Genomic DNA, 21,151 nt, shown 5'->3' on the forward strand with positions numbered 1-21,151 from the left:
CCTGACCCATGTTTTACCGTGAAGCAGGCCAGTTCAAGGCGACCTACGAGGCAGATCAGGCCCTCTTTCCGATCCGGCAGGACCGGATCGCCATGGGGATCATCCTGGCCGTGGCCTTCGTCGCCATCCCCTTGCTGGCGAATGATTTCTTCCTCACCTCGATCATGATCCCGTTCCTGGTGTTTTCCCTGGCCGCCATCGGCCTCAACATCCTGACCGGTTTTGCCGGCCAGCTGTCCCTGGGCTCGGGCGCCTTCATGGGCGTTGGTGCCTATGCGGCCTACAAGCTGACCTCGATCTTCCCCGATGCCAATGTCATCGTCCTGGTGCTGGTCTCGGGTGTGTTCTCGGCCGGCATCGGCGCGGTCTTCGGCCTGCCGTCGCTGCGCATCAAGGGCCTGTACCTTGCCGTCACCACGCTGGCGGCGCAGTTCTTCCTGGAATGGTGTTTCATCCGCATTCCGTGGCTCTACAACTACAATGCCTCGGGTGCGATCGAGATCCCGCAGCGCGAAGTCTTCGGCGTCATCGTCACCGGTGCCGAGGCAACCCCGCTGACCCGCTACTTCGTCGTGCTCGCCATCACGGTCGGTCTGGCGATCCTCGTCTCCAACATTATCCGTGGCCGCATCGGCCGCTCCTGGATGATGATCCGCGACATGGACATCGCCGCCGAGCTGATGGGCGTGCGGCCGCTGCAGACCAAGCTGCTCGCCTTTGCCGTGTCGTCCTACATCTGCGGCGTCGCCGGCGCGATGATGGTGTTCTTCTGGCTCAACGCGGCGGAACCATCGTCCTACTCGATCACCCTGTCGTTCCAGATCCTGTTCATGGTCATCCTGGGCGGTCTCGGCAGCATCGCCGGTTCGTTCCTTGGCGCGGCCTTCATCTGGATCCTGCCGGTGTTCCTGCGCTTCCTGCCGGGCCTGTTCGGCGTCGAGGTGGCCGCAGAATCGATCCAGCACGTGACGTTCATGATCGTCGGTGCGCTGATCATCTTCTTCCTGATCGTCGAACCGCACGGGCTCGCCCGGCTGTGGCAGATCGGCAAGCAGAAGCTCAGGGTGTGGCCCTTCCCGTACTGACGGGCCCATCCACGCTTGGCCAACCGGGGAAGCGAACCGACCCGGGGGAGGAGGCCTGATGTCGGTTCGATGACGCGGGACATCCCTGCCGTCATTTGGGAGGAAACAAGATGAACTTCAGAGCAATTGCACTGGGAACAGCATTGTCGCTCACCCTCGCCGCGCCCTTCGGGGCTGGCGTGGCGCAGGCCGAGGACAGCAACTACGTCCCGCTGCTCACCTACCGCACGGGCGCCTTCGCCGGCTCCGGCATTCACATCGCCAACGGCATGAACGACTACCTGAAGATGCTCAACGAGCGCGACGGTGGCATCGGCGGCGTGAAGATCGCCATCGAGGAATGCGAAACCGGCTACGACAGCCAGAAGGGCATCGAGTGCTACGAAGCCACCAAGGGCAAGGGCGCGCTCGTCTATAACCCGTATTCGACCGGCATCACGCTGCAGGTCATCCCGAAAGCCGCCGTCGACAAGATCCCGGTCCTGTCCATGGGCTACGGCCTCTCGGCCGCTGCCGTCGGCAACACCTTCCCCTGGGTCTACAACGTGCCGGTCACCTACTGGGACGGCGCCTCGGTCATCATCAAGTACATCGCCGAGCAGGAAGGTGGCCTCGACAAGCTGAAGGGCAAGAAGATCGGCTACATCTTCCTCGACGCCGGCTTCGGCCGCGAGCCGATCCCGCTCCTGGAGCAGCTCGCCAAGGACTATGGCTTCGAGCTGGTGCAGTACCCGGTCCCGGCCAAGGAAATGCAGAACCAGTCGTCGCAGTGGCTCAACATCCGCCGCGACCGTCCGGACTACATGGTCATGTGGGGCTGGGGTGCGATGAACCCGACCGCCGTCAAGGAAGCCGTCAAGACGCGCTTCCCGATGGAGAAGTTCATTGCGGCCTGGTGGTCGGCCGGTGAGGAAGACGCCGGTGCCGGCGGCGAAGCGGCCAAGGGCTTCAAGACCCTCAACTTCTCGGGCGTCGGAACCGACTTCAAGGCACTTGGCGACATCAAGAAGCTCGTCGTTGATGCCGGCAAGTCGCAGACCAACCCGGAAACCTTCGGCGGTGCGCTCTACAACCGCGGCGTCCTCAACTCGGTGATCATCGCCGAGGCGATCCGCACGGCGCAGGAAAAGACCGGCAAGAAGGTCCTGACCGGCGAAGACATGCGCATCGGCCTTGAGGCGCTGAACCTCACCGAAGCCCGTTTGCAGGAAATCGGCCTCGCCGGCTTTGCCCATCCGATGAAGGTCACCTGCGAGGATCACGCCGGTTCGCATCCGGTGTTCATCCAGGAGTGGGACGGCAAGAAGTGGGTCAAGGCCACCGACTGGATCGAGCCGATGAAGGAGCAGGTTCGCCCGCTCCTGGAAGCCGCTGCCAAGGACTACGCGGAAAAGAACGCACCCTGGCCGGCCCGCACGGAAGCCTGCCCGAACTGAGCCCGGCCGATGGCCGGGCCGGGCCCGAACTGAGCCCGGCTTGACCTCAGCCAGACACGACAGATCCCGCCGCGCCGTGCGGCGGGGTCCTTCCCGGACACCAGAGACGCGAGACCGGAGACGAGTTCCATGTCCGCACATGCAGAGACCACGTCAGGCCCGACCGGCAGCAGCCCCATCCTGTCGGTGAACAACATCGAGGTGATCTATGATCACGTCATCCTCGTGCTCAAGGGCGTGTCCCTCACGGTTCCGGAAGGCGGCATCGTGGCCTTGCTGGGCGCCAATGGCGCCGGCAAGACCACGACGCTGAAGGCCATTTCCAATCTGCTGGGCGCCGAGCGCGGCGATGTCACCAAGGGCAACATCCAGTTCAAGGGCGAGCACGTCCAGGACCTGTCGCCCAATGATCTGGTGCGCCGCGGCTGCATCCAGGTGATGGAGGGCCGCCATTGCTTCGGCCACCTCAGCATCGAGGAAAACCTCCTGACCGGTGCTTACACCCGCCGTGACGGCTCGGGTGCGATCAAGGCCGATCTGGAGATGATCTACGAGTATTTCCCGCGTCTCAAGGAACGCCGGCACAGCCAGGCCGGCTACACCTCGGGCGGCGAACAGCAGATGTGCGCCATTGGCCGCGCCATGATGAGCCGGCCGCGCATGATCCTCCTGGACGAGCCGTCCATGGGTCTTGCGCCGCAGCTCGTCGAGGAAATCTTCGAGATCGTGAAGCAGCTCAACGAGCAGCAGGGCGTGTCGTTCCTGCTTGCCGAGCAGAACACCAACATCGCCCTGCGCTACGCCACCTACGGCTACATCGTCGAATCCGGCCGCATCGTGCTGGACGGCGATGCCAAGTCGCTGCGCGAGAACGAGGACGTGAAGGAATTCTACCTCGGCGTCGGTGGGGAAGGGCGCAAGTCCTTCCGCAATGTGAAGCATTACAAGCGCCGCAAGCGCTGGCTTGCGTGACAACGACCGCCGCAGGGCCGGGAGACCCGAGAATGTCCGGCCGTGCGGGTGACTGGAACAGAGAGTGAGCGCCGTTGCGGGGCTGCAAGGCCCGCAACGGATCTGGTGAGCGAGGACAGAGCCATGACCGGTGAACAATTCGAGGCGCGTGACCGGCTGCCGCCGGCGCAGCGCGAAGCGGAGCTTTTTGCCCGGCTGCCGGATGCAATTGCCCATGCCGTTCGCACCGCGCCCGGCTGGGCCCGGCATCTGGCCGGCATCGACCCGGCGTCGATTTCCTCCCGGGCGGCCCTCGCCGGCATGCCGGTGCTGCGCAAATCGGATCTTCTGGCGCTGCAGAAGCAGCATCCCCCCTTCGGCGGCTTCCTGTCCGGCGAGATTGCGGGCGCGCCCCGTGTCTACATGTCCCCTGGCCCGATCTTCGAACCGCAACCGGAAGGGGAGGACCCGTGGAACGCTGCCCGTGCCCTGGCTGCGGCCGGGTTCAAGCCGGGCGACGTTGTGTTCAACACCTTCTCCTACCACCTGACGCCGGGCGGTTTCCTGCTTGATCATGGCGCTCGGGCGCTCGGCTGCACCGTCTTCCCGGCCGGCGTCGGCAACACCGAAATGCTGGTCGAGGCCGTCGCCATCCTGCAGCCGGACGCCTATGTCGGCACACCGGACTTCCTGAAAGTGATCCTCGACAAGGCCCGCGACCTTGGCCGTGATGCCTCGTCGATCAAGCGCGCCCTAGTCTCCGGCGGCGCCCTGTTCCCGTCCCTGCGGGCCGACTACGCGGCGCGCGGCGTCACCGTGCGCCAATGCTATGCCACTGCCGAACTCGGCGTCATCGCCTACGAATCCGAGGTGGCGGACGGAATGATCGTCAACGAGGACTGCATCGTTGAAATCGTTCGGCCCGGAACCGGCACACCGGTGGCTGATGGCGAGGTGGGCGAACTCGTGGTCACCACCTTCAAGCGCGCCTATCCGATGCTGCGCTTCGGCACCGGTGACCTGTCAGCCATCCTGCCGGGACAGTCGGCCTGCGGGCGGACCAACATGCGGCTGGCCGGCTGGCTCGGCCGTGCCGACCAGCGCACCAAGATCAAGGGTATGTTCGTCGATCCGGTCCAGATCGCCGAAATCACCGCACGCCACCCGGAACTGGTGCGCGCGCGCCTCACGGTCACCCGGCGCGACGAGCAGGACGTCATGTCCCTCTTCGCCGAGGCCCCGTCGCAGGATGATGGCCTGGCCGCCCGCGTTGCCGATACCTTGCGCGATGTCACCAAGATGAAAGGCGCCGTCACCCTTGTCGCCGTCGGCAGCCTGCCGAATGACGGCAAGGTCATCGTCGACGAGCGCGACTACGCGGCAGCGCCCGCCTGAGACCAGCTCTCGGTGAACTTGGCTCACCGAGAGCTGATCAAGCCCGAGCGGCGCTTGAGCATTTTCAAGGCGCGATGCCTCAGTGCCTTGGCATGACACGCTCGGGCTGATGCACTTCGCAGGCTCCCGGCTGGCAGGGGCGCTGCCCCTGTCCCGCGCTGTGTTTTCGCTTCAATCCTCCTGATGGGTGACTGGCGCTTCCCGCCGTGCTTGCTAAAGTCATGACATGAGCGAGCCCTCGTCCCAGCAGGCCCTGATTGATCTGATGCAGGCAGCCCTCGACCACGTCAGTCAGGGCTTCTCCGTGTTCGACGCTGATCTGCGGCTCGCGGCGTGGAATCGCGGCCTCTACGAGATGCTGGATCTGCCTCATTCCCTAGCGCAGCGCGGCACGCATCTTGAGGCCTTCCTGCGCATCAACGCCGAACGCGGCGAGTACGGGCCGGGCGACATCGAAGGCAAGATCCAGCGCCGGCTGGAGCGGGCGGCCAAATTCGAGCCGCATTACTTCGAGCGCGTCCGGCCGAACGGGCAGGTGATCGCCGTCAGCGGCACACCGTTGCCGCAAGGCGGCTTCGTCACCACCTACACGGACATCACCGCCGAACGGCGCCGGCAGGAGAAGCTGGAGCGCACGGTCGAGGAACGCACCCGCGCCCTGCGCCAGAGCGAGGACTGGCTGCGTCTCGTCACGGACAACGTGCCGGCGCTCATTGCCTATGTCGGCTCCGGCCCTGTCTTCCGGTTTGCCAACCGCCGCTATGCCGACTGGTTCGGCCAGTCCGTTGCGTCCATTGTCGGCCGTTCGGTCGGAGAGGTGCTCGGCCCTGAGCTTTACTCCGAGCTCAGGCCCTATATCGAATGGGCCTTCGAGGGCAATGCCGTCTCCTATGAGTACAGCCGCGCCAAGCCGGATGGCGAGCTCGCCTTCATGCGGTCCACCCTGATCCCTGACATGACCGCCGATGGCCGCACGCTCGGCATCTTCGTCCTGTCGCTAGACGCCAGCGACCAGAAGCGTAGCGAGGCCGCGCTGGTCCAGTCGCAGCGCATGGACGCGGTCGGGCAGCTCACCGGCGGGCTGGCGCATGATTTCAACAATCTGCTCGCCATCCTGATGGGCAACCTGCTCAGTCTGAAGCGCAAGGGCGACAGCGTCACCGCGCAGGATGTCGAGGCGCATCTGGCGCCGATGCTGCAGGCGGCGCAGCGCGGCGCGGACCTGACCCAGCGCCTCCTCGCCTTCAGCCGGGGCAAGGCGCAGGATGTCATCGACACATCGCTCAACACCGTGCTGCAGAACACCGCGACGCTTCTGTCCGGCTCCCTGCCGCCGGGCATACGCCTCGCGTTTCATCCCTGCCGCGATGCACTGACGGCGCGGCTTGATCCCTCGCAGCTGGAAACGGCCCTGGTCAATCTGGTGTTCAACGCCCGCGATGCCATGCCGGATGGCGGCGACATCACGGTCAGTCTCGATGTCCAGACGATGACCAGCAAGCATGCCGCAGCAGCAGGCGTGAAGCCGGGCATCTATGCCCGCATCGCGGTGCGCGACAGCGGTGTCGGCATGGACGAGGCAACGCTGCTCCGGGTGTTCGAGCCTTTCTTCACCACCAAGCCCTTCGGCACCGGGTCGGGGCTCGGGCTGTCCATGGTCTATGGGCTGGCACGGCAGGCGCATGGATCGGTCAAGGTGGAATCTGCGCCGGGTGCCGGCACCAGCGTCATCCTGCTTCTTCCGGCAAGGCTTGGGCCCGCGTCAGCCAGGCCCGGCGACCTGCCGGCGCATGGCCCGCTTCCGCTGGGCTCCGGTGAACTGATCCTGCTGGTGGAGGATGATCCGGCGGTGGCTGAAACCGTCGCACGGCAGATCGGCGATCTTGGCTACGCGGTGCTGACGGCGGAAGGGGCCAGCGACGCGCTTGATCTGGCGCGGGAGGTCGGTGAAATTCGGGCCATGCTGAGTGACATCGTGATGCCCGGGCAGATGAACGGACTGGCGCTGGCGCGGGCAGTCGGGCAGCTTCGGCCCGATCTCGGCATTGCGCTGATGACCGGCTACGCGGACATGGGCGACAGCGGGCAGGACATCGCGCTTCCTGTGCTGGCAAAACCCTTCGACAGTCGCCGTCTGGCGGAAACCCTGAAGGCCATCGTAAGCCCATGACCCAGTCCAGAGGCAGCGCCGCTCCGACCGCCGGTCTTGTGTATGTCGTCGATGACGAGGCGGCGATCTGCCAGCTTCTTGCCGAGACACTGGCGCAGTTCGGCTTCCGGACCGAGAGTTTTGCCCGCGCCGATGACATGCTGAAGGCGCTGGACCGTCAGGTGCCGGAGGCCTGCCTGATCGATCTTGGCCTGCCTGACATGGAAGGCATGGTTCTCATCAACGAGATCCGCCGCCGCACCTTCGTGCCCATCCTTGTGCTCTCTGCCCGCAGCCATTCTTCCGACCGGGTGATGGGGCTGGAACTGGGCGCGGATGACTATGTGGTGAAGCCGTTTGATCCGCGCGAGGTCGTGGCACGGCTGCGCTCGGTGTTGCGCCGGGCGGCAGACCGGCCGAAACCGGCGGATGCCGTCCGCGTCGCACGCTTCTCCGGGCATGTCTTCGATCCCTCGTCGCACCGCCTCGTTGGCCCGGCCGGCGACGAGAGTTTTCTCTCGACCGGTGAGGCCACCCTGCTGGAAGCCCTGCTCAAGGCGCCCAAGCGCGTCCTGTCGCGCGATTACCTGCTGGAGCACGGCGGGCGCGACGAGAGCCTCGACCGCTCCATCGATGTCCGCGTTTCGCGCCTGCGCAAGAAGCTCGCCGGGGAGGGCGGAACGCCACTGATCCGTACCATCTACGGCTCCGGCTACATGCTGACCTCGTCCGTCGACTGGAGCTGAGTTGCTTCAGCCGTAGATCGCCTTGGGCAGCCAGGTGGCGAGGGCGGGGAAGAACCAGAGAATGACCAGCATCATGATCTGAAGCAGCACGAAGGGGATGATGCCCCGGTAGATGTCGGAGCTTTTCACTTCCGGCGGCGCGACCCCACGCAGGTAGAACAGGGCAAAGCCGAACGGCGGCGTCAGGAACGAGGTCTGCAGGTTCACGGCCATCATCACGCCGAGCCAGGCCGGGTGCATGGCCGAGCCGTCCGGCATCGGCAGCTGCAGCAACACCGGTGCCACCAGCGGCACGACGATGAAGACGATTTCCAGGAAATCCAGGAAAAAGCCCATCACGAACATGACGGCCATCACCACCAGGATCGCGCCAACCGCGCCGCCCGGCAGGTCCTTCAGCAGCGAATGCACCAGCTCGTCGCCTCCCAGATCACGGAAGACGAGCGAGAAGAAGGTGGCGCCGATCATGATCGTGAAGACCATCGCGGTGATCTGCGTTGATGAGCGCAGCACGTCCGTGAGCACGCCGCCCCGGGCAACCCGGCGCAGCGAGACCAGCAGTCCGATTGTCCCGGCAAGCGCCAGGGCAGCGGCAACGCCAATGGCTATCCAGTCGCTTGCCGGGATTTGCAGCCGGGCCACGCGCAGGTCGAACAGGCGGGACAGCACAAGCGCTGCCAGGAGCGACAGTGCCGCGAGATAGACGGGCCACGGCCGTGCAGTGTCCACGCGCTGCGCTGCCAGCAGCGCCGCCCCCACTGCGCCGACGGCAGCGGCCTCGGTCGGTGTGGCGATCCCGCCCAGGATCGAGCCAAGCACAGCAACAATCAGGGCCAGCGGCGGCAGCAGAACCCGGATCACGGCCGAGAGCGGCACGCGTTCGCCTTCCGCCATCTTCATCGGCGGCGCATCCTGCGGCCGCAGCACGGCAATGGCCAGCTGGTAGACGATGTACAGCCCGACCAGCCCCAGCCCGGGGAACAGTGCTGCGGCGAACAGGTCTCCAACGGAGAAGGGATCCGGTGACCAGTTGCCAAGCGCACGCTGGGCCGTCTGGTAGGCGTTCGAGAGCTGATCGGCCAGGAACACCAATACGATCGACGGCGGAATGATCTGCCCAAGGGTGCCGGAGGCCGCAATGGAGCCGGTGGCAAGGCGCGGATTGTAGCCGTTGCGCAGCATCGTCGGCAGTGACAGGAGACCCATGGTCACCACGGTCGCCCCGACAATACCGGTCGAGGCGGCGAGCAGGCCGCCGACGATGAACACCGACAGGCCCAGCCCGCCCGGCATCTTGCCGAACAGCTTGGCCATGGTCTCCAGAAGATCTTCCGCCACGCGCGAGCGTTCCAGCATCACGCCCATGAACACGAACAGCGGCACGGCCAGCAGCGTCTCGTTGCCCATGATGCCGAAGATGCGCAAGGGGATCGCGCCCAGCGACAAGGACGCGCCGGCAAGGGAGCCCAGGAGCGCAAAGACAAGGGCTACGCCTGCCAGCGTGAAAGCGACCGGAAACCCTGCCATGAGGCAGGCGACGGCAGCGGCGAACATCAGCACATCGAGTAGCGAGACGAGATCCATGGCCAGTCGGTCAGCCTTTGTGGGAGGGGAACGAGGCCAGTGCCTCGCGGTCGCCGAGAAGCGCGCTGAGCGCGCGCAGGATCAGCGCAACACCCTGCAGTGCCAGCAGCCCGGCGTAAATGAGGATGGCCGCCTTGAGCACGTAGAGCGCCGGCAGGCCCGAGGTTTCTCGCGAGCCTTCACCGATCATCCAGGACATCAGCACGAAGGGCCAGGATTGCCACAGGATGACGATGCACATCGGAAGCAGGAACAGGATCGATCCCGCCAGATCGACCAGAGCCTTCGTCCGGGGGGCGGCATCGCGGTAAAAGATGTCCACCCGCACGTGTCCATCGAGCGCCAGCGCATAGCCGGCGGACAGGAGGAACAGGAAGCCGAACATGTAGATGATCGCTTCCTGCACCCAGATCGACCCGGTGCCGAAGACATAGCGCAGGATCACGACGGCGAACTGCACCAGCACGATGGCCAGCATCAGCCAGGAGACGGACTGGCCGACAGTCTGGTTGAGGCCCGACAGGGCACGCGCGACCCTCAGCATGGACGTTATCCCTTCGGTCAAATGAAAACGGCGGGGAGACCATCAGTCCCGCCCGCCGCTGTCAGGTCAAGTGCCGTGCATCAGAAGTTCAGGGAAATATCCCGATGGTTCGACAGGCAGCTAACTAGGTCGGCGGCAACGTGTTCCGGCAACCGGGTCAGCTGGCGCAGCCCGATCGTGTCGCCCGTTGCCTTGTCATAGGCGTCCAGCTGCGGCAGCAGTTCGGTCGCACCCTTCTGGCGCCATGCGAGGTCCGCCTTGAGGGCCGCGATCGACTTGTCGATCTCGGCGACGGCGGCCTGTGAATCCGGCGTTGCCGTGCGCAGGATCTTGCGGGCTTCGTTGAGGCCCTTGCGGATCTCGGACGTCCCCTCGATTGCGGTCACGTCGGCACGCAGAACTTCAAGCTGTTCCTGAACCTTGGCGTTGTCCATGGACAGGATGGCATCCTTGAAGTCGTTCATGCGGGCTTCCATTGCGGCCAGCGGTGCTGCACCGGCGAGCACAGCACGGACCTTGGTCACTGGATCGCCAGCCTGGTCGACCGTGCGGCGGTACAGGTTGCGGGCCTTGTTTTCCGCGTCCTGAACCTTGGCGAAGGCGTCGTGCTTGGCCTGCCAGTCTGCCGGAATGCCGGACAGAAGCGCTGCCTGTTCAGCCTTGAGCTCTTCGATCCGGGCTTTCGCCGCTTCGCCGCGCGCCTCGGAGTAGATCCCGGTCGGGCCAGCGCGCTGGACGACGACCTCGAGATCTTTCAGCTCTTCGTTCAACCGGCGGGCATCGCGCTCCAGCGCTCGGACCTGAACGTGCAGCGGACGGTAGTCCGCGGCAGCTGCAGTGACGGCCGCCTGTGTCGCATCGATGTCCTGCATCAGCGGAACAGCCTTTGCAGCGGCGGTCAGGCCAGCCTTCAGCTCCTTCTGCAGGTCAGCCGGCAGGTAGGACACGTCGAGCTTGGACGTTGCATCAATCGCGGAGAGGATCGAGGCACCGTCACGGGCGAAGCGGTCGCTGACATAGCCTTCCATGCAGTACTGCAGCCGCGGGTTCTTCGGCGGCGGAGCCGTCTCTGCCAGCAGCGACGTCCGGTTCGGCAGATAGTTCACGATCTGCGGATAGAAGCCGACGATGACAAGGGCGAGGATCTGGATGCTGATGAAGGCAACGACGCCCTTGTAGATCTGGATCGTCTTCACCGTCGCAGGGGCAACGCCGCGCAGATAGAACAGTGCAAAGCCGAAAGGCGGCGTCAGGAACGACGTCTGCAGGTTCAGGCCCAACATGACGCCCAGCCAGACGGCGGTGATGTTGGCAGACGGGTCTGCCAGCAGGATCGGCGCAACGATCGGCACCACAACCACGGCGATCTCGATGAAATCGAGGAAGAAGCCGAGGATGAACACCACCAGCATGACCATGAAGAACTGGGCCCAGAACCCGCCCGGCAGGCCTTGCAGGAAGTGCTTGACCAGCTCTTCACCACCGAAGGCACGGAAGGCCGAGGTCAGCATGGCGGCGCCGATCAGGATGATGAACACCAGGCACGAGGACTTGGCGGTCTCCATCATCACTTCGCGCAGCGTGTTCTCCATCTTCAGCGTACGCCAGCCGCTCCACAGCGTGGCAACCAGCAACAACGAGACGGCGATGGACGCCAGGATCACGCCGGTAACGTCTTCCGGGGTGTTGATGCGCTTGATGTTCACATCATAGAAGCCGAGCACCACGCCGAGGCCAAGCAGGGCGAGAATGGCCAGGATCGCCGGGCTGTAGGTGCCCTTGCCCTGACCTTCGCGCAGCCGGTAGCCAGCCATGATCATCGCACCGATCGCACCGACCGCACCCGCCTGGTTCACGGTGGCAACGCCGGCCATGATCGATCCGAGCACCAGCACGATCAGGGAAAGAGGCGGCACCAGCGTGATGAAGACCTGGAACAGGAAACGCCCGTCCATCTTGCCTTCCTGACGCACGGCAGGCGCGGCCTTCGGGTTGATCAGGGCGAAGCCGAGCATGAACAGGACATACAGGCCGACAAGCAGCAGGCCAGGCAGGATCGCGCCGAGGAACAGTTCGCCGGCGCTTGTCGAGGCAATGGCGAAATCGGAGGGCATCTGGCCCTGTCCGGTGGTCTCCTTGTAGAGCGCTTGACGGATGTTGCCAGCCTGGTCGACGCCGCCAGCCAGCTGGTCAGCCAGAATGATCAGCACGATGGAGGGCGGGATGATCTGGCCGAGCGTACCGGAGGCAGCAATCGTTCCGGTCGCCAGCGGCACGGAGTAATTGTTGCGCATCATCGCGGGCAGCGAGATCAGGCCCATGGCCACGACGGTCGCGCCGACAATGCCGGTGGTCGCTGCCAGCAGGGCGCCGACGAGGATGACCGAAATGCCGAGACCGCCGGGAACCGGCCCGAACAGCCGCGCCATCGTGATGAGCAGGTCTTCCGCAATCTTCGACCGCTGCAGCATGATGCCCATGAAGATGAAGAGCGGGATCGCGATCAGCGTATCGCGTTCAGCTTCCCAGTAGACTCCTCGGAAGTTGGTCACGCCGGCACTGAGCCATTGCCCCGGCCCGCCATGGGCAAAATAGGCATCGACATTGCCGGCAAAGAAATAGCCGGCGCCAGCCGCCAGGCCGATGGAGATGATTGCTGCGCCGGGCAGGGCGAAAGCGACGGGGAAACCCGACCCCAACGCCGCTGCCATCAGGACGATCAGCAGGATGAGAAAGAACAGTTCCATGAGTGAGTGTCCTGCTGCGTCAGTGCTGGATGATACCGGATTGATCGCGTCCACCCTCGTCACCGCGCATGTCTGCCACGGCATCGAAAAGGTAGCTGACGAACTGGATCATCATCGAAACGGCGAAAACGCCGAGGAATCCGGCCATCAGATACTTGACGAAAAGACCGAACCCGGCCTGCGTCGTCTCATACGCTAGGATCGGGCTGTTGATGATCGACTGTGCAGAGCCCATGCCAACAAACAGGATGGTCCAGCAGAAGATCAGGCCGAAGAAGATCGCGCCGAACGCGTTGGCAAAGCCCTTCGCCGTCTGCCCGAAACTTGCGTAGAGCACGTCGACGCGGACATGGCCTTCTTCCAACAGTGTATAGGCCGAGGCAAACAGGAACAGGGCTGCATACCAGAAGCGCACCAGGTCCGACAGGAACGCCTGTTCATAGGAAAACACGAACCGGCCGAGCACGATGAGCAGTTCGGCAACAACCACCAGCAGACCGAGCCAGTGGAACCCGAGCGTCCGCGTGAAGGCTGCGATCAGGATCGACAGGCCAAGCAGCGGCATGTGCACATAGGCGCCGCGAAACTGCGAGCGGCCAAGATCGCCTGCCATCTGCGTGCCCACGACGCCTTCAAGCAGGCCTTCCACTCGAAGAAACGAGATCGCGCTGTCAACACAGCCGACCAGCAGCACAGACCAGAATGCCCAGCGGATCAGGAAGGCGTTGATCTGCGTGACCCGGGCACTGTCTGCGCGCAAGGTCATCGACTTGCCCTGCAGCACGAACAGCACTGCGAGCACGATCAGCACCGCATAGAGGCCGCTCTGCGCAAGGGCGAGCGTGCTGCCTGTGCCGGCGCCGGGCAAGCCTTGCCAGAACGTCAAATAATTGTTGATCAGAAATGCCGCCATTGCGGCCAGATTGATCCAACCAAACAGCCGGATGGCCAATACGCCACCGGTCTGGGCTTCAAGCGCGCGCGCAGCCACAGGCGCGGCGCCTTGAACCGGGTTCAAGGCCGTCATCGTCATGCGCCCCGTCGTTATCGTTTTAATTGTCAAAAGGGGACGGGGGTGAACCCGTCCCCGGTCGTGCAGACCGCTTTTATCTGGTCAGACCTTGATGCCGAGCACGCGGTTGCGCTGAACGGTGTAGCCGGTGTCGGCGAGCAGCATCCAGCGGCCAACTTCCGAGCGGGCCTTCACGAAGCTCTCGTGAACGCGGCGCGCCAGATCGGAGTGCTGAATTGTTTCCTCGAACACCGCAGCCGATGCATCACCGAAGGCGTCATAGACTTCATCGGAGAACTGCTTCAGCACCACGCCATGCTCGTTGATGAGTTTGTCGAGGTATGCACCGTTGTTGCCGTTGGCTTCTGCCATCGACACGGCGTTCTCTTCGTTGCAGGCGGCTTCGATGATCATCTGGTCGATCTTCGACAGCTTGGAGAACCAGGCCTTGTTGCAGCCCAGTGCCAGCATCGCGCCCGGCTCGTGCATGCCCGGGTAGTAGTAGTACTTGGCAGCTTCGTAGAACTTCATGAAATAGTCGTTCCACGGGCCAACCCACTCGGTTGCGTCAACAGCACCGGAGACCAGGTTTTCGTAGATCTGGCCACCCGGCAGAGCCACCGGCGAAGCACCCAGCTTGGCCATGACGTCGCCGCCGAGGCCCGGGATGCGCATCTTCAGACCCTTAAGGTCGTCAGCGGTCTCGATTTCCTTGTTGAACCAGCCGCCCATCTGCACGCCGGTGTTGCCAGCGTTGAAGTTCTTGACGCCGAAGCCGTCAGCCAGTTCGTCCCAAAGCTGCTGGCCACCGCCAACCTTGATCCAGGCGTCGATTTCGGCATAGGTCAGGCCGAACGGAACCGCCGTGAAATAGGCCCAGGCCGGGTGCTTGCCCTTCCAGTAGTAGTCAGCGCCGATATAGGCCTGAGCGTTGCCGGAAGCGACTTCGTCAAAGGCGTCGAATGCGCCGACGCGCTCGCCGGCTGCAAAGTACTGAACCTTGATGCGGCCTTCGGTGAGAGCTTCGATGCGCGCTGCAAGACGCTGTGCAGACACGCCGAGACCCGGCATGTCACGCGGCCAGGTCGACACGATCACCATGTCGGTGGTCGACTGGGCAATGGCCGGAGCTGCGAGGGCAGACGCAGCAACGACACCACCAGCGCCCAGGCCAGCAGTCTTGATAAACTTACGACGATCCATGCTTTATCCTCCCAGATATGGACCTTGGTACATCGGAGCCAACAGTTGCACCGATCCAGACATGTGTCTAGGTGATCCTTTGTGGGAGGCGCTAGTCGTGTTTCTGCGCAGTCTCTCAGTAGTAGTACGGAAACTGCGCACAAAATGATCGCTTAGACAGCGTAACAAGGTAAAGAACGGCAAGGGAAAGCGGTAAAAACGTGCCATTCAAGACCAAATTGTTCCTGATCACGGTGCTGCCGCTGGTTGCGGTCTCGCTGCTCATCGGCGGCATCACTTTTCTTCAGGCCTCACGCCTGATCGAGGAGCAGACGCGAGCGGTCGAGGAGCGGATCCTGGCCTCCAAACGTCAGGAGATCCAGAACATCGTCGGCCTCACGCTGACCACCATCAGCAGCCTGATCGAGCAGGAACCGGGCGGACGCGAGGCGGCCCAGACGGAAGTGAAGCGGATCCTGACCGACATCAATTTCGGCGAGGACGGCTATTTCTTCGTCTACAGCCGCGATGGCACCAATCTGGTTCATCCCAAGCTGCCGCATCTCATCGGCAAGAAATGGTGGGACCTGCAGGATCCGGAGGGCGATTACGTCATTCGCAACCTGATGGCTGCGGCGGAAGCGGGCGGGGCGTTTCATCGCTATGTCTGGAACAAGCCCAGTGCCAGCGGCGATGCCGAAAAGCTCGGCTATGCCGTGATGCTGGAGAAATGGGGCTGGATGCTCGGCACCGGCGTCTACATTGACGATATCGCCCGCGAGGTCGCGATGGTCAGGGCCGATTTCACCGAGAACGTCCGCCAGACGCTGCTCGTGATCTTCCTTATCACCATGATCGCGATCCTGCTCAGCCTGACTGCGGTCGCAACGGTCAGCTTCTCGGAACAGAAATTCGCCGACAGCAAGCTGAAGGATCTGACCAACCGCATCGTCGACATCCAGGAACAGGAGCGCAAGCGTGTGTCGAGCGAACTGCATGACAGCATTTCGCAGCTTCTGGTCTCGGTCCGCTATGGCATCGAGATGATCCATTCGCGTGCGGCGACACTGGTGCCCTTGCAGCAGCAGGCAGAAAAATGCCTGCGCATCCTGGATGACGCCATTTCCGAAGTGCGGCGGATCTCCAAGGATCTCAGGCCGAGTGTTCTCGATGACATGGGTCTGTCGGCGGCGCTGGTCAGCCTCGGCAAGGATTTCGAGTCCCAGACCGGCATCCGCGTTCGCATTTCCGCCGACCGGTGCCGCAAGCGGCTGAGCGAGAAGGCCAAGACGGCCCTCTACCGCGTGGTCCAGGAAGCGCTGACCAACGTTGCCCGCCATGCTCATGCGGACGAGGTTGCCATTGATCTGAAGGCCGGTGCCGATACGTTGACACTGACCATCCAGGACGATGGCGTTGGCATTGCCTTGCCCGTCAATGCAGGCGGCGGGCTTGGCATTCGCAACATGCTGGAGCGCATCGAGGCGCATGGCGGCACGATGGTGATGTCGCGTCTTGCCTTGCGCGGCACCCTGATCCGGGTGTCCATGCCGCTTTCGCCCATCGAAGATACGGTTACGGAAACCGCAGCATGACCAGGAGACAGGCCAATTGATTGAACGGGATCCGAACAAGCCTGTCCGTCTGCTTCTGGCCGACGATCATGAACTTGTCCGTGCCGGCATCCGGGCGCGGCTCGAGGGCGTGGCGCCGCTGGAGATCGTCGGCGAGGCAACGGACGGCCGCCAGGCTCTGGAGATGGCGGAGGCGTTGCAGCCGGACATTCTCCTGATGGACATCTCCATGCCGGAGATGAACGGCCTGCAGGCCACTTCGGAAATCCGCCGTCGCTTTCCGAAGATCAACGTGCTGATCCTGTCGATCTACGACAATCCGGAATATGTCCGCGGTGTCATGCAGGCCGGCGCGCGCGGGTATCTCCTCAAGGACATTTCGGCCAAGGAGATGATCAACGCGATCCTGGCCGTTGCCAATGGCGGCTATTATTTCTCCTCCCGCGTCGGTCCGAGCCTCATGGAAAACCGGCCGGCCCCGCCGCCCAGCGACCCTTACGGCCTGACGGAGCGCGAGCGCGAGGTGTTGCAGGGCGTCGCCCGCGGCCAGACCAACAAGGAAATCGCGCAGGCGCTCGGCATCAGCGTGCGCACGGTGGAATCGCACCGCCTCAACATCCGCGACAAGGCCGGCAGCGGCAACGCCGCCCACCTCTACCGCATCGCCCAGGAGCTCCGGCTCATCTGAGGTTTGACCTTGCCGCCGCCTCCTCTTGGCGCGCGCGACGGATCGTGGCAGGGTCACATCAGTTGCGCCAGTCAGGCTGGCGCCCCTGCCAAGAGTTAAGACCCGATCCATGTCGAAGTCCGTTGTTCTCGTTACCGCCGACGTCAAGCCGATTGACGGCTACCGCTGGCACGCTGCCCCGTCCACCTATCTCGAAGCGGCGCTGAATGGTGCCAATGCCATCCCGTTGATCCTGCCTTCGCTTGGCGGCGCCATTGACCTTGATGCCGTGCTGGACCGGGTCGACGGCGTGCTGGCGACCGGATCGCGCTCGAACGTCAATCCGGATCTCTACGGCGCAGAGGCCACCGAGGCCAACGGTCCCTATGACCCCGACCGCGACGCCACCTCGCTGCCCTTGCTGCGCAGGGCGCTGGAGCGCGGCATTCCGGTCTTGGCCATCTGCCGCGGCATGCAGGAGCTGAATGTCGCCCTCGGCGGCACGCTGCTGACGGAAATCCAGGAGCTGGAGGGCCGCAAGGATCACCGCGCTCCCATGTCCGAGCGCCAGGAGGAGCGCTTTGCCATCGCCCACCCGATCGACGTGCGCGAAGGCGGAGAGCTGCACAAGGCCGTCGGCAACACCACCTTCGAGGTGAACTCCTTGCACCGTCAGGCCCTCGGCGATCTCGGCAACCGGCTCGTGGTCGAGGCGGTGGCCGAGGATGGCACCATCGAGGCCGTGTCGGTGGAGGGTGCCAAGGCCTTTGCCCTCGGCACCCAGTGGCATCCGGAATACTGGGTCTCCTGCGACGTGCCCTCGCAGCAGATCTTCGCCGCCTTCGGTGCCGATGTCGCCCGCTACCGCGACGCCCGGCAGCGGGCCATCGCGGCCGAGTAGATCGTCAGCGCCAGCCCAGATTGGCAACAAGCAGCGTCGCACCGACGACGAACACTGTCACCGCCGCGGCGATCTCGATGCCGCGGTGGATGCGGTCCGGCCACACGCCCTCGCTGCCGGCCAGCCGTGCCGCCAGGCCCTTGGCCCCGACAGCGATGAAGGCCAGCAGCGCCACCGTGATGCCGGTTCCCAAGGCCATCGCGAAGGTCGAGGCGATGCCGGCGAGGATCATGCCCTGCGACAGCGCAAACACCAGCACGATCAGCGCACCCGAGCAGGGCCGGAGGCCGATGGCCAGGATGATGGAGGCGGCGCGGGCGGGCGTCAGCGGCTCGGCCAGCATCGCCGGGCTCGGCGCATGGACATGGCCGCAGGCGTCGCAATTCGCCTCTTCGCCGGCCACATGCACATGTCCAGCTGCGCCATGCGCTGCCACCTGGCTGCCGGGCAGATAGGGGCGGATCGCCTTCAGCCACACCAGCCAGACCCCGAGTGCCGTGACGAGCGCGAAGGACAGGGTCTCGAAGCTCTTCACCGTTTCCTGCAGCGCCAGCGAGGTCAGATTGAAGATCCACGCCGCGCCGCCAACCAGCAGGATGGCCGTCACGGCCTGGGCAAAGGCCGACACGAAGGACAAGACGACACCCTTGCGCAGCGTGTCGCCGCTTGCCAGCACGTAGGATGAGATGATGGCCTTGCCATGGCCCGGGCCTACCGCATGGAACACGCCATACAGGAACGAGATCCCGGCCAGTAGCCACGCGGCCTCGGGATTGGTGCGGAAGGCGCGCAGCGCCGCCACCAGCTTCTGGTAAAACTCGGTCTGCCACAGCGCGATCTGGCCAAAGAACCCGGACACCAGTGAGGCTGCGCCACCCGAGGGTGCCGAGACAGCAGCCGGCTCGGTGCCTATGGCAAGGCCCGGGGCCTCTGCGGCGGATCCTGAGTCCTGCCGGTTCAGCGGCGTCACGGGCGGGAAGGGGGCAGCAGGGGCGGCAGCAACCGCATCGCCGCAGGTCACGATCATCTGGTTGACCAGCTGCGCGGCGGCTTCTTCCAGTTCCGGCGGCAGATCGCGTTGCTCCGGGCCAATGGAGGCCAGTGCGGCGGCGGTCTGCGCATCAAGTGTTGGTGGATCGCGCCGCTCCACCTTGCAGTTGTCCGGTCCGCCAATCACCCCCAGCGCGCCCTCGGCGCGGGAAAAGCGGAAGTCGACGTAGTAGGTCGGATCATAGACGTCCAGCGTGATGGCGCCGCTGAGGTCGCTCGGATCCTTGAGCGGCAGCACGAAATGCAGCTCCAGCAGCTGCGCAGTCTGGGGCATGGGCTTGCCAAGGCGGACACTGTCCTGCCGGATGGCCTCGATGTCCTCGGCCTTCATCGCCCAATAGTCATTGAGCGGCACGTCGACGACTTCCAGCCAGTAGGTCTTCGGCTGGGTAAAATCCAGCTCCACCCGGCCGTTGTCGCCGAAGGTGAAGAAGCCGAACTCTTCCATGCTCTCGACATTGACCTTGGCCAGCTCCGCCAGTTCCTCCCGGCTGAAGACGCCGTCGTTGTTGGCGTCAAAGCCCTGCACGGCGAAGGCCGTGTAGGCATCATCGAAGCGGAACACATGCTCGACGGCCGTTGCCTGGCCGGAGGCGTCGATGACAAGCTTCGACCGGGCTTCGACAAAGATGTGCGGATGGGCAAGCACCGGCGCTGCCAGCATCAGCAGCAAAGCCGGCACCGCAAGCGCGTGGCCTGCAAGGCGCCGGAGGCGGAACAGCGGCAGGCGGAGGTTGAACAGATCCCGCAAAGCGGGAGAGGACACTGCGCGCATCAGGATGGCTGCCCCGGTGAAGTGATTCGAGCCTGTCTGGCAATGATGCCAGAACGCGGCAGCAAAATGGCTGTCGCGGCCCGGTTTCGCAACGCAACAGATGCGGCTGCCATTTTCTTTCTGAGTTTTAACCCCTAAGGGATAAAATTCTCGAGTTCACGCAAAATTCCGGAAGATCAAAGACCAAATTCCTCCAGGAACCGGCAATTTTTGGCGCGCATTTCTTCTCTGGACGCGAGTGTGCCCATGAATGCCCTGACCCGTCCCGCAGCCCATTCGGTTGGCGCGGCCTTTGATCATCCGGAATTCGACGCCCATGAACAGGTGGTCTTCGCCCATGACCGGGAAACCGGCCTGAAGGCCATTCTTTGCGTGCATGACAAGCGCCTCGGGCCTGCCCTCGGCGGTTGCCGGGTCTGGCCATACGCCAGCGCCGCTGACGCCCTGACGGACGCCCTGCGCCTGTCACGCGGCATGACCTACAAGAATGCGCTGGCCGGGCTGGATCTGGGTGGCGGCAAGGCCGTCATCATCGCCGATCCGCGCCAGACCAAAACCGCCGGCCTGATGCGCGCCTTCGGCCGTCACGTCGAGCGGATGAACGGGTCCTACATCACGGCCGAGGATGTCGGCGTGTCACCGGCCGACATGGAAGCGGTGGCCGAATGCACCAGCCATGTGCGCGGCACGTCCCGCACTGGCCTTGGCGATCCCTCGCCCTACACCGCGCTCGGCGTCTTCGTTGGCATTCGCGCGGCCTTGCAGCATGTCTTTGGTTCCGGTGACCTTGCTGGCCGCACGGTGTCCGTGCAAGGCCTGGGCCATGTCGGCTTCGATCTTGCCGGCCAGCTTCATGCTGCCGGCGCAAGGCTGATTGTCTCCGACATTCACGCCCCGGCCGTGGAGCGGGCAGTTGCAGCCTTTGATGCGATTGCGGTTGATCCGGGCGAGGCGCATGCAGTCAATGCCGACGTCTTTGCCCCTTGTGCGCTGGGCGCCGGTCTCAATGCCACGACCATTCCCGCCATCCGGGCCTGCATCGTTGCAGGTGCCGCCAACAACCAGCTCGCCACCCCGGCGGATGGTGAGGCGCTGAAGGCGCGCGGCATTCTCTATGCGCCGGACTATGCGATCAACGCCGGGGGTGTCATTTCCATCGCCCTGGCACAGCCTGGCGGCGATGATGTGCTTGTCCGCGAAAAGACGCTGGCCATCGCCACGACGCTGACCCGCATCTTCGAACGCGCCACGGCTGAAAACGTGACCCCGGAACGGGTCGCCAACCAGATCGCCGAAGAGCGCCTGGCTGCCGCCGGCCGCTGAAACCGGTCTGACAAGCCCCCGGACTGAAGG

Annotated in this window: 16 protein-coding genes; 10 read left to right on the forward strand and 6 right to left on the reverse strand. The window is 64.2% G+C overall.

All coding sequences use genetic code 11. From position 1 onward, the window contains the following. Window positions 1-8: 8 nt before the first annotated feature. The 6 genes from OVA12_RS01780 to OVA12_RS01805 all read left to right on the forward strand — a co-directional run bounded on the left by OVA12_RS01780 (window position 9) and on the right by OVA12_RS01805 (window position 7,762). Window positions 9-1,085 carry a branched-chain amino acid ABC transporter permease gene (locus tag OVA12_RS01780; RefSeq protein ID WP_268133925.1) on the forward strand — a complete coding sequence of 359 codons (1,077 nt, stop codon included), beginning with the start codon at window positions 9-11 and terminating at the stop codon, window positions 1,083-1,085. 110 nt (window positions 1,086-1,195) lie between these two features. Continuing rightward, window positions 1,196-2,521: an ABC transporter substrate-binding protein gene (locus OVA12_RS01785; RefSeq protein ID WP_268133927.1), complete on the forward strand. Its 1,326-nt coding sequence runs from the start codon at window positions 1,196-1,198 to the stop codon at window positions 2,519-2,521. A 129-nt stretch (window positions 2,522-2,650) separates the two neighbouring features. Beyond that, on the forward strand, window positions 2,651-3,493 hold the full coding sequence (locus OVA12_RS01790; protein WP_268133929.1) for an ABC transporter ATP-binding protein: 843 nt from the start codon (window positions 2,651-2,653) through the stop codon (window positions 3,491-3,493). A gap of 123 nt (window positions 3,494-3,616) precedes the next feature. Next, window positions 3,617-4,867, forward strand: a complete 1,251-nt coding sequence (locus tag OVA12_RS01795) for a phenylacetate--CoA ligase family protein (RefSeq protein ID WP_268133931.1) — start codon at window positions 3,617-3,619, stop codon at window positions 4,865-4,867. 226 nt (window positions 4,868-5,093) lie between these two features. Beyond that, complete coding sequence (locus OVA12_RS01800; RefSeq protein ID WP_268133933.1) at window positions 5,094-7,037, forward strand: PAS-domain containing protein; 1,944 nt, start codon at window positions 5,094-5,096, stop codon at window positions 7,035-7,037. Beyond that, window positions 7,034-7,762: a response regulator transcription factor gene (locus OVA12_RS01805; RefSeq protein WP_268133935.1), complete on the forward strand. Its 729-nt coding sequence runs from the start codon at window positions 7,034-7,036 to the stop codon at window positions 7,760-7,762. Before OVA12_RS01800 ends, OVA12_RS01805 begins: the two co-directional genes overlap by 4 nt. A gap of 6 nt (window positions 7,763-7,768) precedes the next feature. On the opposite strand, the gene OVA12_RS01810 is transcribed toward OVA12_RS01805, so the two are convergent. From OVA12_RS01810 to OVA12_RS01830, 5 genes are all read right to left on the reverse strand, one after another. Further along, window positions 7,769-9,346: a TRAP transporter large permease gene (locus OVA12_RS01810; protein ID WP_268133937.1), complete on the reverse strand. Its 1,578-nt coding sequence runs from the start codon at window positions 9,344-9,346 to the stop codon at window positions 7,769-7,771. A gap of 10 nt (window positions 9,347-9,356) precedes the next feature. Further along, window positions 9,357-9,890 (reverse strand): TRAP transporter small permease subunit, encoded by a 534-nt coding sequence (locus tag OVA12_RS01815; RefSeq protein WP_268133939.1) that lies wholly within the window; start codon window positions 9,888-9,890, stop codon window positions 9,357-9,359. Window positions 9,891-9,970: 80 nt separating this feature from the next. After that, window positions 9,971-12,637 (reverse strand): TRAP transporter large permease subunit, encoded by a 2,667-nt coding sequence (locus OVA12_RS01820; protein ID WP_268133941.1) that lies wholly within the window; start codon window positions 12,635-12,637, stop codon window positions 9,971-9,973. Window positions 12,638-12,656: 19 nt separating this feature from the next. After that, a complete protein-coding gene (locus OVA12_RS01825; RefSeq protein ID WP_268133943.1) occupies window positions 12,657-13,670 on the reverse strand; it encodes a TRAP transporter small permease subunit in 1,014 nt (337 codons plus the stop codon). A gap of 81 nt (window positions 13,671-13,751) precedes the next feature. After that, window positions 13,752-14,852, reverse strand: a complete 1,101-nt coding sequence (locus tag OVA12_RS01830; protein WP_268133945.1) for a TRAP transporter substrate-binding protein — start codon at window positions 14,850-14,852, stop codon at window positions 13,752-13,754. A 200-nt stretch (window positions 14,853-15,052) separates the two neighbouring features. Here OVA12_RS01830 and OVA12_RS01835 point away from each other — a divergent pair, with 200 nt between their 5' ends. The 3 genes from OVA12_RS01835 (at window position 15,053) to OVA12_RS01845 (ending at window position 17,973) form a co-directional block, all read left to right on the forward strand. Next, window positions 15,053-16,426, forward strand: a complete 1,374-nt coding sequence (locus OVA12_RS01835; protein ID WP_268133947.1) for a cache domain-containing protein — start codon at window positions 15,053-15,055, stop codon at window positions 16,424-16,426. A gap of 16 nt (window positions 16,427-16,442) precedes the next feature. Beyond that, complete coding sequence (locus OVA12_RS01840) at window positions 16,443-17,093, forward strand: response regulator transcription factor (protein WP_268133949.1); 651 nt, start codon at window positions 16,443-16,445, stop codon at window positions 17,091-17,093. Window positions 17,094-17,202: 109 nt separating this feature from the next. Then, entirely contained in the window at window positions 17,203-17,973 is a 771-nt protein-coding gene (locus OVA12_RS01845; protein WP_268133951.1) for a gamma-glutamyl-gamma-aminobutyrate hydrolase family protein, read from the forward strand. A 4-nt stretch (window positions 17,974-17,977) separates the two neighbouring features. Here OVA12_RS01845 and OVA12_RS01850 read toward each other — a convergent pair whose 3' ends face one another. Beyond that, a complete protein-coding gene (locus OVA12_RS01850) occupies window positions 17,978-19,798 on the reverse strand; it encodes a HoxN/HupN/NixA family nickel/cobalt transporter (protein ID WP_268133953.1) in 1,821 nt (606 codons plus the stop codon). A gap of 246 nt (window positions 19,799-20,044) precedes the next feature. Between OVA12_RS01850 and OVA12_RS01855 the strand changes: the two genes are divergently transcribed. Further along, complete coding sequence (locus tag OVA12_RS01855) at window positions 20,045-21,121, forward strand: Glu/Leu/Phe/Val dehydrogenase dimerization domain-containing protein (RefSeq protein WP_268133955.1); 1,077 nt, start codon at window positions 20,045-20,047, stop codon at window positions 21,119-21,121. Window positions 21,122-21,151: the final 30 nt, after the last annotated feature.

This window comes from Pannonibacter sp. SL95, from assembly GCF_026672425.1.
Classification (GTDB): Bacteria; Pseudomonadota; Alphaproteobacteria; order Rhizobiales; family Stappiaceae; genus Pannonibacter.